The organism is Lederbergia citrea (genome assembly GCF_018343525.1).
Lineage (GTDB): Bacteria > Bacillota > Bacilli > Bacillales > Bacillaceae_C > Lederbergia > Lederbergia citrea.
Window position 1 is genome coordinate 1,048,349 of record NZ_JAGYPH010000002.1, and the last position, 14,258, is coordinate 1,062,606.

Sequence of the window (14,258 nt, forward strand, 5' to 3'; positions counted from 1 at the left end):
CACAAAAGGCCGTAAGATATCACAGCGATAGTTCAAAACCTTAAAAAGCTTACATCTATGAATTGGGATTCGGTGCTAAATACATGTAAGGGGGAAGTAAATTGAAAGGATTTAAGCAATCTTACAGATTAATGCTCGTACTGATTTTAGCTTTAAGTGTAGTTTTAGCAGCTTGTGCTGGTGAGCCTAAGACGAAAACCACCACGACAGGAAAGTCTGAAGGGAATGACTCTGAACCAGGAAAAGAAAAGGTAGTGCTAGATTTTTGGACATTCTGGGGATCGGAAACCCGTAAACCAATTATAGAAAAAATTATCGAAGATTTTAATTCCTCGCAGGATGAGATTGAGGTAAAACATACATATCTTCCATGGGGTGATATTTGGACGAAGGCTCTTGCTGCCGGAGCTGCAGGAAATCCACCGGATGTCATTATCAATGATATCAATACGGTTGCACAACGGGCAGATAAGAAACAAAACACAAATCTTTCCGAGTATATTAACAAGGAACAGGGCTTTGAAGAGCGATTCTACCCTCATTTATGGAGTCCAATGCTACATGACGGAGATGCTTATGCATTACCTTTTAATACTGATACTTACATGCTTTTTTGGAATAAAGAAGTATTTAAAGAGGCTGGTTTAGACCCTGAACAACCACCTAAAACATGGGCTGAGCTTGAAGAGTTTGCAAGAAAGATAGATAAGAAGAACGGTAATAAATATGAAAGAATTGGTTTCTTACCAAGGCATGGCGCAGGTCATAACCTCTGGATGCTCAATGCAGATGGCAAATCTTATTGGGATTATGACGCAAATAAGCCAACTATCAATCAACCTACTGACGTAGAAACACTTGAGTGGATTAAAGATTATGAGAGTCATTACGGTCAAAAAGTCATTAACTCCTTTACTGCTGAGTTTGGCTCAGAAACTGCAAATCCATTTATTGCCGGGAAAATTGGGATGTTTATTAACCCAGGAACTTTCTATACGCAAATTCGAGATTATGGAGATGGTATGGAATTCGGTATCGCACCAATGCCTGAAAGAGAAGCGGGTTCAGGGAATACAACATGGGGCGGTGGCTTTGTAGCTGAGATACCGTATGGTGCTAAAAATCCTGAGGCATCATGGGAATTCCTAAAATATCTAACTGGACCTGAAGCACAGGAATATTGGGCGGTTAAGAACTTCGACAATGTTGCAAATATTGAAGGTGCTGAAGCTGCTGCCCAAAGTTCTGAACTTACGGAAGAGGGACGTGCAACATATGACGCAACAGTAGACAATTTAAAAAATACTGTATTAACACCAAATCCGATTGAAGCTCCGGATTATACAACTTTAATCGATCCAGAAGTCGAAAAAGCATTATTGGGTGATCAATCCCCTAAAGATGCTTTGGATAAGGCACAAAAAGCTGTAGAAAAATTAATTGAGAGCAATAAATAATCCATGATCAAGGAGTGAGCGTCTTACTCGCTCCTTGATTATACATATAGGAAGAAAGGGGATGAGCAGCATGCGTACCACACCAACAATTGAGACAGAGACTCCTGCCCGTAAACAGAAGAAACCTATGTCACTTGATCAAAAGGAAAGTATACAAGGGTATATATTCATCGCTCCTTGGATCATTGGCTTTTTATTTTTAACAGGAGGTCCAATTTTATTTTCTTTATACGGCAGCTTTACCAATTATGACGTAACATCGCGAATGGATTTTGTTGGTTTAAAGAATTACATTCGTATGTTCACGAATGACGATTTGTTTTGGACATCCTTATACAACACTTTATATTACGTGGCGATATCAGTGCCATTGACAACAGCAGGAGCTGTTTTACTGGGTGTTTTATTAAATCAAAAAGTGCCAGGTATGAGGGTTTTTAGAACAATTTATTATTTGCCGGCTGTCCTGTCTGGTGTTGGCGTTTACTTGTTATGGATGCAATTATTAAGCCCGGACACTGGCCTGGTTAATACGATGTTAAGCTGGGTAGGCATTGATGGGCCAGCTTGGCTATCTGATCCTGCATGGACAAAGCCAGCGCTTATTTTTATGAAGCTTTGGAGCCTTGGCGGGGGAATGCTTTTATACTTAGCAAGTTTGCAAGGAGTACCTCAATCATTATACGAAGCAGCGGAAATGGATGGGGCGAATGTGTTTCACCGTTTTCGTCACATTACGATACCAATGATTACTCCAGTCATCTTCTTTGACCTCGTTACAAGTTTAATTGGAGGATTCCAAATCTTCCAAGAGGCTTATGTTATGACTGAAAGTGGCAGTGGCGGTCCTGCGAATTCATTGGTTTTCTTTAATTTACATATGTGGAATAAGGCTTTTAGAGTGTTTGATATGGGTTATGCGATGGGGATGTCATGGGTGTTGTTTATCATTGTCTTTATTTTAACAGTCTTTAATTTAAAGCTTGCTCCACGATGGGTGCATTATGAAGGGGAGGATCGGAAATGAATACTGTGGCGGAGAAGAAAACAACATATTTTGAAAACGCTAAAAACAGAAAACGGGTATTACAAATATTCGTCACGACCATTCTGATCCTTGGGAGCTTATTAATTTTGTCGCCTGTTTGGTGGATGATTTCCACTTCATTAAAGGATATGAAGGAAGTTATGACATATCCTCCGACACTCATTCCTAAGGAGTTTCACTGGGGGAACTACCAGCGAGTATTGAACGCTGCGCCGTTTTATGGCTATGCTGCGAATACATTAATCATTACGACCATCGTTGTGATCGGGAATGTCCTATCCAATACGTTTATTGCTTACGGTTTTTCAAAAATAAGATTTAAAGGACGCAATACCTTGTTTGCCATTGTGCTTGCAACAATGATGATACCAGGATTCGTCATGTTGATTCCTCAATATATAATCTTCTCTAAATTGGGATGGCTGAACACATGGTTGCCTTTAACTGTTCCGGCGTTCTTTGGAAGTGCGTTTTTTATCTTTTTATTAAGGCAGTTTTTCTTAACGATTCCTAATGAATTAATTGAAGCGGCAAAAATTGATGGTGCCAATCACTTCTATATTTGGTCAAGGTTGATGATCCCATTGACAAAACCTGTCATCGCGACGGTAGCTATTTTTTCCTTTAATGGTGCTTGGAACGATTTCCTTGGCCCTTTGCTTTATATTAATGACCAAGCGCTTTACACGTTGCAGCTTGGGCTACAAGTGTTTAAAGGTCAAAGTAATACACAATGGAACTTATTAATGGGTGGTTCTTTAATGGTACTTTTGCCAGTTATAATTCTCTTCTTCCTATTCCAGCGCTATTTTATCGAAGGAATGAATATTACAGCCGGGACGAAAGGTTAATGACCTCTGCTTCAAGTAGAATTTAAAGGCATGGCATTACTTGTCATTTCTAATAAATGATAAAGGAGAGAGTTCAAAATGGCCGATCAGAAAGCTGTAGTGGGAATCGATATTGGAGGAACAAAAACCTTAATTGGTTTAGTTGACCGGACAGGTGAAGTATTGGTTAAACAGCAGTTTCCGACGATGATTACGGATTCGCCGGAAATCCATATTCAGAAATGTATTGAAACTGTACATATTTGTCTTGCCAAAGCCGGGCTCACTCATCATTCATTGCTTGGAATTGGTGTAAATGTCCCAGGATTGGCTGATCCCGAAAAAGGTATTCTATTACATGCCCCATATGCTGGGTGGAAAAATGTCCCCGTGAAAGAGCTCTTGGAACGTGAGTGGCCGGGAATGCCGATTAACATTGCTAATGATGTGAATGCTTGTGCGTTAGGAGAACTCATTTTTGGTATAGGAAAACAATATAACAGCTTCCTTTGGGTCACAATTAGCACTGGAATTGGCGGAGGGCTTATTATTGACCGCCAAATCTATGAAGGTGAACATTTTATTGCAGGTGAAGTTGGGCATTTAGTTGTCCAATGGGAGGAAGGGAATCTTTGTGGCTGCGGAAACCGTGGATGTCTTGAAGCACATGCTTCAGGCACAGCCATTGCAAAAGCAGCAAAAGAAAAATTGGCTGCTTTGCCTAGGGATTCTCCATTTTCGACTTATTTTATCGAAAGAAAAAAGGACATAACTGCTCAAAGTGTTGCCGAAGCTGCTTATAAAGGGATAGAAGAGGCTAAGGAAATCTATCAACAGGCTGGCGAGTATATCGGTAGAGCCTTTTCTTATGCAATCAATATCATGAATCCCGGTGCCATTATCATGGGTGGCGGTGTCAGTCTGTCAATTGACTTGCTTGAACCTTATATACGCCAAACATTTCAGACAGCGGTAATTAGCGAGGCGAATAAGAATATGCCAATTTTGCTGACGGATCTTGGTTATGAAGCTGCTTTAATTGGCGCCGCGAGTTTAATTTATGCAGATATTTATATTGGACCAATAAAGGAGATGAACAGATGATGTTTCAATCCTACTTCACCGAATATCGTTCCGAATTTATCAAGGCATTGCAGACACTAGATTTTACCGTTATTGAACAAATCTTTGAAAGTATTAAAAGTACAAGGGAAAACAATCAGCAAATTTTTGTAATCGGAAATGGTGGAAGTGCCGCTTCTGCTTCACATTGGGCCTGTGATTTCGGAAAAGGGGTAAATGTGGAGGGGGTTGAGCGGTTTCGAATTCTCAGCTTAACAGATAATCTTCCCTTCATTAGTGCCTTGGGAAATGATATGAGCTATGGTGATATTTTTGTTGAACAGCTAAAAAACTACTTAAAACCTGGTGATGTGGTAATTGGTCTTTCAGTATCCGGTAATTCCGAAAACGTGGTACGTGCTTTTCAATATGCCAAGAAAACTGGAGCAAAGGTGATTTCTTTAGTAGGGGAAAAGGAAGGAAGAATGAAGGAGCTGTCCGATATTTCGCTTGTGATTCCTTCTAGTGATTACGGCATAGTGGAAGATGTGCATATGTATGTAAATCACGTAATCTCACAATATATAAAAAAAGAAAATGAGCTAAAAGGAGCGTTATCGATCAATGGGTAAGACATTGGCCATCATCCATACGACACCCGTGACAGTAGGATCGCTAAAGCAGTTGGCAAATGAATATTTGCCAGGCTTCGACGTCATCAATTTTGTTGATGATTCGATTTTGCCTCAGCTGGCCAAGAATGAGGGGAAAATTGAAGAAGTGCAGGAAAGACTGATTCAATATGCAAAGTATGCCGAGCAAGTCGGCGCACATACCATTTTGAATGCCTGTTCTTCGGTTGGAGAAGTTGTTGAAAAAGCTAGAGAACAATTGAACATTCCAATCATTAGAATTGACGAGCCAATGGCTGAAACAGCAGTAGATCAAGGCGGGAAAATTGGCGTCGTTGCTACATTAGCCACGACATTGAATCCGACGATAAAATTGTTGAAAGCTACGGCAGAAAAATACGGAAAACAGGTGGACATTCAAGCAGAGTTGGCGGGGGAAGCTTATGAGTGTTTAATAAGCGGTGATCGCGATGGCCATGATGATGTTCTGGTCGAGGTTTTATTAAAACTAGCAGATGAAACAGATGTTGTAGTGCTAGCGCAGGCATCGATGGCAAGAGTGATTGAAAAGCTTCCGAAACAGATTCAAGCTAAGTTCCTTACAAGCCCAAGGCTTGGAATGGAACAAGTGAAACGAACGATGGAAGGATTGTGATTCATGACGGCGCTACTTGGAATAGACATTGGCACAACGCATTGCAAGGCAGGATTATTTGATCGTTTAGGCAATTGTTTAAAACTAGCGAGCCGTCAAACAATGACCCATTATCGATCAAATGGCGAAGCCTATTATCAACCCGACGAAATATGGGGAATTGTCTCGTCGACAATCCAAGAAGTCATCAAAGAAAACAGCGAAACAATTGCTGCCATCGGGATTACGAGTATGGCAGAAACGGGCCTGCTCATAGACAAAAATTCCGGCTTGCCGAAAACGGAAATGATTCCGTGGTTTGATAAACGAGCAATGGAAGAAGCAAATCAAATCCTTATGGAGGCTGACCGGTTAGAGCGCTTTGTGAGATCAGGATTACGTCATAGCTATAAATATGGGTTACCAAAGATTTTATGGTTGAGAAAACAAAATCCTTCTATTACTAATGATGCGATTTGGCTTTCAGCGTCAGATTTTATCGCCTATAAGCTGACAGGGGAATTTGGAACCGATTATTCTCTCGCTGCAAGAACGTATGGATTTAGAATCGATGAAAAAGTGTGGGACACCACGTGGTTGAATAAATTTGGGCTGGATGAAACGCTTTTCCCGCCTGCTAGGCCGAGTGGTACACCAATGGGTGAGGTCAACAACGAGGAATGTATTGCATACGGGTTGTCAAAAGGGACTCCAGTTGCAGTATCTGGGCATGATCACGTTTGTGCGGCACTTGCAGTCGGGGCGATTCATCCGGGTGTTGTGCTTGATTCGATAGGCACGGCAGAAACTTTAGTCGGGACATTGGAAGAACATCCACTTGGCGAGAAAGAATACAAATCAGGATTATCCTACGGATGTCATGTGGCGAAAAACCGCCTTTTTTTGATGGGTGGCCTGCCTTCTTCCGGAGGAGCGGTGGAATGGATACGAACACAGTTTTCCGATAAATCATTATCATATGACGAAATGCTGAGTTTATTGAAAGAAACGGATGAAGGCCCTACAGGAATATTATTTTATCCCCATTTGTCGGGAAGCGGGGCACCAAATCCAGATCCGCAAGCAAAAGCCGCTTTTATCGGTTTAGAGAAGAAACATGAAAGAAAAGATTTATTAAAAGCATTATTGGAAGGTACAGCTTACCAAATGGAATCCATACGCGAAGCTGTTGAAAGCATTGCAGAAAGTGATATTACAAATATAGTAGCAGTCGGCGGTGGAACGAAAAATAAACAGTGGATGCAAATAAAATCGGATATTTCCGGATGTATTTATTCGATTCCTGAAGTAAGTGAATCAACTTTGCTAGGGGCGTCGCTTGCTGCTGGTATCGGTACTGAATTCTATCAAGACGAAGAAGAGGCAACAAGATTAATCGGCCAACAAAACCGGACGGAGATCGTTCCGAACGATGAACATCATCAAGCCTATCAAACTATTTATAAAAATGGCTATGTACAAATGGAAAAAGCACTTCGTATGTATTATCAAAATCAGCTGGGAGATGAATGAAATGAAAACAATGACAAAGCCGAAAAATGTAATCACGTTAAAACAAATGTTGGAAGTAGCTGAAAAAGGCGGTTATGCAGTTGGTTCCTTTGCACCTCGCTATACGGATATGATTCGGCCTATTTTACGAGCTGGACAGAAAACGGAATCCCCGATCATTGTTCAAATATCCCAGAAAGAATTGGTACGGTACGGAGTAACACCTTTTGAGTTTGCTGAAGAATTTTATACGGCTATTTTAGATGAAAAAATCACAGTGCCGGCTGTTCTTCATCTCGATCATACAAAGGACCTTTCCGTGATTAAGGATGCAATAAAGGCAGGGTTTACCTCAGTAATGATTGATGCTTCCGAAAAGGATCTTGAAGAGAATATTGCCATTAGTAAAGAGGCAGCACAATATGCACATGACAAAGGTGTGTCTGTTGAAGCGGAGCTTGGAAAAATAGGCACGACTGATTTCGTAGAAACAGATTCGGATGAAGAATTATATACAGATCCTAATGAAGCTCTGCGCTTTGTCAATGAAACAAAAACGGATGCATTGGCTGTTTCTGTTGGAACGGCACATGGTGTGTATGTAGTAAAAGAGCCGAAGGTTGATTATGACCGCTTAAATGCGATTAGAGCTTTAACGCCAGTCCATCTTGTGTTACACGGAGGATCGGGTGTTCCTTCCGAAATGATTCAGCAAGCGATTAAATTAGAAGCTGGCGGTATTAGTAAGGTGAACATTGCGACAGATTTGGAGAATTCTTTGCTCGCAGCACTTGGAAAAGAAGAACGTATGACAAATGCCGAGTGTAAGAAACTTTCTAAAAGCGAATTGGAGACAGGGCAATCAGCTGTTGAAAGAACGGTCACAGAAAAAATTAATCAATTTTTACGAAGCAATCAGCGTGCTAAGGAATTTAATCTTTAAAGGGAGGTCGCAATCATGAATGAAGCTACTTTAGAAAAAAGTAAACAAGTATTAAAAACGAAGCAACAAACTTTACATATGATTGGTAACGCACACTTAGATCCTGTATGGCTATGGCAATGGCAAGAGGGGTTTCAAGAAACAAAAGCAACCTTTCGTTCAGCACTCGATCGTATGAAAGAGTACGATGACTTTGTTTTTACAAATAGTTCCGCTGCCAATTATGAGTGGATAGAAAATAACGAGCCAGAAATGTTTGAGGAAATCAAACAACGAATCAAAGAAGGCCGTTGGGAAATTGTTGGCGGCTGGTGGATTCAACCCGACTGTAATATCCCAGGCGGAGAATCATTTGTTCGCCAAGGGTTATACGGTCAGCATTATTTCCAAGAAAAATTTGGGGTAACGGCTAAAGTTGGTTATAACGTCGATAGCTTTGGCCACCATGGCATGCTGCCACAAATTCTTAAAAAGAGCGGCATGGATCATTATATTTTTATGCGTCCAAACCCTCAAGAGAAGGGACTTCCGGGACGGATTTTCTGGTGGGAATCAGATGACGGATCCAGAGTATTAACGTATAGAATTCCATTTGAGTATTGTACGTGGGGTAAGGATATTGAAAAGCATGTCCGTCGTAATGCCGGAGAATTCAAAGCGCCTTTTAATGATTTAATGTGCTTCTATGGTGTAGGCAATCACGGTGGTGGACCAACAAAGGAAAACATTGAAAGTATTAAAAGAATGAATGAAGACCCTGAATTTCCGAATATGATATTCAGTACGCCAAATCAGTATTTCGCGGAAATGATGGAAAAAGACTTGCCATTTCCGGTTGTGCACGATGATTTACAACACCATGCAAGTGGTTGCTATTCGGTCCATTCAGGCATAAAAAAATGGAATCGTGAAGCTGAAAATCTTTTACAAGCGGCAGAGAAATTCTCATCGCTCGCCAATTGGACGACTGGACAAAAGTATCCGGAAAATTACGGGTTAGCATGGAAAAACGTACTTTTTAATCAATTCCATGATATTTTGGCCGGAACAAGCCTTGAAGCCGCCTATGAAGATGCTCGTAATATGCATGGAGAAGCAATGTCGATTGCCAGTCGCGGTTTGAACTATGCGATTCAGTCCATGTCTTGGAGAATAAATATTGAAGAAGAAGAAGGAATGAAGCCAATCGTTGTCTTTAATCCGCATTCATGGGAAAGCAAAGTGAATGTTGAACTGGAAGTAGGTGGACTGAAAGATTCCTATGTACTAGTTGACGATGAAGGAAATGAAGTGGCTCATCAAACTGTACAGTCATGGGCAACGGCAGGAGGAAGATATCGACTTAGCTTCATTGCTGAACTGCCGGCATTAGGCTACCGGGTCTATAAGATTCGCAAGCTGTCGCCGAGCAGGCAATTTCAAACAATCAAAGCGAATGATCATACGTTAGAAAATGATACATATCGTGTTGAAATTGATCCAAAGACAGGTTTTGTAACAAGTCTATACGACAAAAATAAAAACTTGGAACTGCTTGAAGGACCTGGAGCTCGACCAGTAGTCATGAGTGATAAGAGTGACACGTGGTCTCATAACGTTCTTCACTTTAATGATGAAGCAGGGCAATTCATTGCCAAAAGCGTCCAAAGGGTTGAACACGGTCCGGTTAAATCTGTCATTCGTGTTGTTAGTGAATACGGAAAATCGACACTCGTTCAAGACTTTACGATGTATCGCGAGCTAAACCAAATTGATGTGCATGTTACCGTGAACTGGCAAGAGCAATTTAAAGCCTTAAAATTAAAATTCCCAGTGGACCTTGTCTTCCGTAAAGGAACGTACGAAATCCCGTACGGCCATATTGTCAGAGAATGTAATGGTGAGGAAGAACCAGGACAAAGCTGGATCGATATTTCCGGTACACATCCTGGTACGGGAGAAATGTACGGATTAAGTATTTTAAATGACGGTAAATATAGCTTCGATATTCATAATAAAGAAATGAGCATAACGGTTTTACGTAGTCCGATATATGCTCACCACGATCCACTTGTTCCACAAGAAGATGGACATTATACGTTTATTGATCAAGGAATCCAAACGTTTACCTATTCATTGATCCCGCATGAAGGAAACTGGGAAACAGCAGGCACGGTGAAGAGGGCAGCGGAATTGAACCAAAAGCCAACAACGATTATTGAAACATACCATGAAGGATCGCTTCCACAAAAGGATTCGTTCATTTCAGTAGATGTTGATAACGTTATAGTCAGCGTTGTGAAAAAAGCGGAAGACAATGATGACCTAATTATTCGCGCATACGAAACAACGAATAATGAAACAGATGTGAAAATTGCCTTGCCGAAATGGAATCGGGTGATTAGCTCAACGTTTAAACCATCGGAAATCAAAACGTTCCGGATTCCAAGTGACCAAATGGAAGCAGTGATTGAAACGAACATGTTGGAATGGGTGGAATAAAAGCTTTTAAAGATAAACGGGCAGCCTCTTTTGGAACAACTGCCCGTTATAACTTTTTCCACGTTAAGGAGAGAAAAGTGTATGAATGAAATCCAAGAGCAATTGCAGCAAGTCGGTCGTTATATGATGGAAAATAATTTAGCTTGGGGTAATGCAGGGAATATTAGTGCACGAATTGCTGATGATCAATATTTAATTACAGCAAGCGGAACATATCTTGGTGAGTTAAGTGAAAATGATTTTGCCCATTGTTCTTTTAATGGGCCTATTTCCTCTAGTGAATCTAAACCATCAAAAGAGATGCCGATGCATAAGGCGATTTATGAGGAAAGGCCTGAGATTAATGCCGTTCTACACGCATCGCCATTTTATAGCACCTTAATCGCCTGTTCAAAGGTTGACCCTCCTACAAATTTATTCGTGGAATCCATGTACTATCTTGAAAGAGTGGAGCGGGTTCCATACTATCACCCGGGGTCGGTTGAGTTAGGCGAAGCGGTAAGAAAGCAAGCTTCAAAGGCTAATATTCTTCTTTTAGAAAACCATGGTGTACTCGTTTACGATACAAGTGTTAAAGAAGCTCGCATGAGTTTGCAGACACTAGAGATGGTGTGCCGAATGTTTATCACTGCCGGAAAATCCGGCATTGAATTAAACACATTATCGAATGAGACGGTAGATGATTTCCTCCATCATTCTGGATATAAGCCTAAAAGAAAGTGGTGAACAAACATGATTGGTGTTGTAGCAGATGATATTACAGGTTCAAATGATATAGGAATCATGTTTGCTAAGTCAAACTACATAACGGATATCTTCCATCATCAAGACTGGGATTTAGAATCCAGTACTGCCAAGGAAAAAAGGGATGTATTAATATTAGACACTGACTCCCGTTTTGATCAGCCTAAAACCGCCTATGACAAAGTCTTTGAAGCAACAACTGCCTTAAAAAAGGCTGGAGCCAACCGGTTTTTTAATAAGGTTTGCTCTGTTTTTCGTGGAAATATTGGTGCTGAATTTGACGCGATGTTAGATGCGTTAGAAGAGGAATTTGCCATCGTTGTTCTCGGGTTCCCAAAGAATGGACGGACGACGATTGATGGAATCCATTATGTTTATGATCAAAAGCTGGAGGAGTCTGAATTCAGAAATGACCCTATGCACCCGATGATCAAATCCAATTTAGTAGAGATTTTACAATCTCAAACGAAACGAAAAGTAGGATTGATTAACTTTGACGTTGTTCAAGAAGGATCAGAGACCCTAAAGTCAGAAATTGACAAGTTAAAAGGTCAGTATAACTACATTATCTTGGATGTGACTGAACAAGCGGACCTTCAAACGATTGCAAAGGCGGTCAATCATGTAAAAGTGATTTGCGGGAGCTCGGCACTTGCGGAGGAACTTCCGACCGTTTGGTCACAAAAAAGTGCTGAAATGGTTTCAATAGATTTACCTTGCTATTCCAAAGAAAAAGGATTGCTTTGTGCGGCTGGAAGCTTAATGACAAAAACAGCGGATCAAATTCAATACATGCGTGAAAAAGGGGCAATTGTACTAGAACTAGAAAGTCTGCAATTGTTTAACCAAGATACACGAAAACATCAATTACATTCATTAGCTGATCAAATTGTCACTTATATGGAAAAAGGCGCTGATGTCATTCTGCATTCTTCCAATGATTATAATACGGTGGACCAAACAAAAAAAGAAGGATTAAGGCTTGGTTTTACTAATAAAGAAATCTCTAGGCTAGTATCCGGCAGCATAGCCGAAATTGTCCAAAATGTCATCGAACGAACTGGCCAAAATAGGCTGCTTGTAGCCGGAGGAGATACATCAGCTGCGGTATGCAGTAAATTGAGCGTTCGTGGGATGAGAGTTTGGAAGGAAATCCAACCTGGTTTGCCTTCTTGCGTTTCACTATCAATCCCGGCATTATTACTTGTGCTAAAATCGGGGAGTTTTGGCCAGCCGAACTTTTTCGAAAAAGCATTTGCACATTTAAGAGAGCAATAGGAAATAAGCGACGAAATGGGGATTATTAAATGAAGTTTGAGATTGATAGATTAGTAACAAAATATCCTGAACTCTCTGCTTGTGTTGCAGATATTGAAGAAACGTTTCAGTTACTCAGGGAAACATATCGTAATGAGGGGCAGGTACTCCTTTGCGGAAATGGAGGAAGTGCAGCTGATTGTGAACATATTGTCGGTGAATTAATGAAGGGATTTCTATTAAAACGCCCTGTCAATGATTCGATTAAGAAAAAGCTCCAGGAAGATTTCCCGAATGACGGTGATTATCTTGCCGATCATTTACAAGGAGCACTCCCAGCTATTTCATTAGTCAGTCAAAGTTCTTTAATTAGTGCTTTCGCCAATGATATTGCTGCAGACATGATCTACGCCCAACAAGTTTTTGGATATGGAAGACCGGGAGACGCGGTAATCGGAATAAGTACTTCTGGAAACTCAAAAAATGTGATTCATGCTTTACAAGTAGCACGGGCAAAAGGCTTAAAAACAATCGGATTAACAGGGAAAAATGGCGGTCAAATGAATTCAATTTGTGATGTAACGATCTGTGTGCCATTGGAAGAAACCCTAGATATTCAAGAGCGGCATTTACCAATCTATCATACACTTTGCGTCATGTTGGAAAAGGAGTTTTTTGGACAATGAGTATATTGGTCGGAATAGATATTGGCGGTACTAAATGTGCAGTATCGATCGGAAAAGCTTCGAATCAATCGGTTGAAATCATCGGAAAGGATAAATTTCTTACACCGGATTCACCTGAACAAGCAATTGAGATGTTGATGGAGACGACAACGAACCTCCTGGAAAAGTTGGAAATTACGGTGATTGACGCCATCGGAATTAGCTGCGGAAGCCCTTTGGACAGTAACCGTGGGTTGATCCTTTCTCCTCCCAACCTTCCAAACTGGGATCAGGTCGATGTAATCACGCCGTTTCAAAAACGTTTTTCCGTTCCTGTTAGTTTACAAAATGATGCCAATGCTTGTGCCCTTGCCGAATGGAAATGGGGAGCTGGCCAAGGGTGCAGAAATATGGTTTTTCTTACATTTGGGACGGGAATGGGGGCGGGCTTAATTCTCGATGGCAAACTTTATGCAGGAACAAATGATAATGCAGGTGAAGTTGGCCATGTTCGCTTAGAAGATGAGGGCCCTGTCGGTTATGGAAAAGCGGGATCGTTTGAAGGTTTTTGTAGTGGTGGTGGCGTTGCAAAATTGGCGCAAGAAAAAGCTGAGAAGCATCTTAAAGACGGTAAAACAACTTTGTTTTGTCGTACGCCAGAGGAAATTTCTGAAATCACAACGAAAAAAGTGGGTGAAGCTGCGCAGTCAGGCGACCCACTTGCAATCGAAGTGTTTGAAATCGTGGCGAAGAAACTTGGAAAAGGATTAGCCTTTATCGTTGATATTTTGAACCCCGAACGGATTGTCATTGGGAGCATTTATGGACGACAGCAATCATTATTGGAAGCGATCACACTTGAAGTGCTTAGTAAGGAAGCTTTACCCCAATCTTTGGCTGTGTGTGAGATTGTGCCGGCGGGGCTTGGTGAACAAGTCGGTGATTATGCCAGCTTGTCCGTAGCGTTAAATACATTAGAGGTAGGGGGTTAAA

Annotated in this window: 13 protein-coding genes; all 13 read left to right on the forward strand. The window is 41.0% G+C overall.

Annotation, left to right across the window (positions count from 1 at the left end):
- The first annotated feature begins 101 nt into the window (after positions 1–101).
- The 13 genes from KHA88_RS14045 to KHA88_RS14105 all read left to right on the forward strand — a co-directional run bounded on the left by KHA88_RS14045 (position 102) and on the right by KHA88_RS14105 (position 14,257).
- Positions 102–1,457: an ABC transporter substrate-binding protein gene (locus KHA88_RS14045; RefSeq protein WP_249313126.1), complete on the forward strand. Its 1,356-nt coding sequence runs from the start codon at positions 102–104 to the stop codon at positions 1,455–1,457.
- Positions 1,458–1,518: 61 nt separating this feature from the next.
- Positions 1,519–2,484 (forward strand): carbohydrate ABC transporter permease, encoded by a 966-nt coding sequence (locus KHA88_RS14050; protein ID WP_249308435.1) that lies wholly within the window; start codon positions 1,519–1,521, stop codon positions 2,482–2,484.
- Entirely contained in the window at positions 2,481–3,356 is an 876-nt protein-coding gene (locus KHA88_RS14055; RefSeq protein ID WP_213098000.1) for a carbohydrate ABC transporter permease, read from the forward strand. Before KHA88_RS14050 ends, KHA88_RS14055 begins: the two co-directional genes overlap by 4 nt.
- Before the next feature lie 78 nt (positions 3,357–3,434).
- Entirely contained in the window at positions 3,435–4,439 is a 1,005-nt protein-coding gene (locus KHA88_RS14060) for an ROK family protein (protein ID WP_213122245.1), read from the forward strand.
- Positions 4,436–5,029 (forward strand): SIS domain-containing protein, encoded by a 594-nt coding sequence (locus tag KHA88_RS14065; protein WP_213097998.1) that lies wholly within the window; start codon positions 4,436–4,438, stop codon positions 5,027–5,029. Before KHA88_RS14060 ends, KHA88_RS14065 begins: the two co-directional genes overlap by 4 nt.
- Positions 5,022–5,684 (forward strand): aspartate/glutamate racemase family protein, encoded by a 663-nt coding sequence (locus tag KHA88_RS14070; protein ID WP_213122246.1) that lies wholly within the window; start codon positions 5,022–5,024, stop codon positions 5,682–5,684. Before KHA88_RS14065 ends, KHA88_RS14070 begins: the two co-directional genes overlap by 8 nt.
- A gap of 3 nt (positions 5,685–5,687) precedes the next feature.
- Positions 5,688–7,196, forward strand: coding sequence for an FGGY-family carbohydrate kinase (locus KHA88_RS14075; RefSeq protein ID WP_213122247.1), 1,509 nt, complete (start codon positions 5,688–5,690; stop codon positions 7,194–7,196).
- A gap of 1 nt (position 7,197) precedes the next feature.
- Entirely contained in the window at positions 7,198–8,118 is a 921-nt protein-coding gene (locus tag KHA88_RS14080) for a class II fructose-bisphosphate aldolase (protein WP_213097995.1), read from the forward strand.
- 15 nt (positions 8,119–8,133) lie between these two features.
- The gene (locus KHA88_RS14085; RefSeq protein ID WP_213097994.1) at positions 8,134–10,599 is read left to right on the forward strand and encodes an alpha-mannosidase; all 2,466 of its coding nucleotides are present in this window, start codon (positions 8,134–8,136) and stop codon (positions 10,597–10,599) included.
- An 81-nt stretch (positions 10,600–10,680) separates the two neighbouring features.
- Entirely contained in the window at positions 10,681–11,325 is a 645-nt protein-coding gene (locus KHA88_RS14090; RefSeq protein WP_213097993.1) for a class II aldolase/adducin family protein, read from the forward strand.
- Between the two features lie 6 nt (positions 11,326–11,331).
- Positions 11,332–12,621 carry a four-carbon acid sugar kinase family protein gene (locus tag KHA88_RS14095; protein ID WP_213122248.1) on the forward strand — a complete coding sequence of 430 codons (1,290 nt, stop codon included), beginning with the start codon at positions 11,332–11,334 and terminating at the stop codon, positions 12,619–12,621.
- Between the two features lie 29 nt (positions 12,622–12,650).
- The gene (locus KHA88_RS14100; RefSeq protein WP_213122249.1) at positions 12,651–13,286 is read left to right on the forward strand and encodes a D-sedoheptulose-7-phosphate isomerase; all 636 of its coding nucleotides are present in this window, start codon (positions 12,651–12,653) and stop codon (positions 13,284–13,286) included.
- A complete protein-coding gene (locus tag KHA88_RS14105; RefSeq protein WP_213122250.1) occupies positions 13,283–14,257 on the forward strand; it encodes an ROK family protein in 975 nt (324 codons plus the stop codon). Before KHA88_RS14100 ends, KHA88_RS14105 begins: the two co-directional genes overlap by 4 nt.
- The last annotated feature ends 1 nt before the right edge of the window (position 14,258 follow it).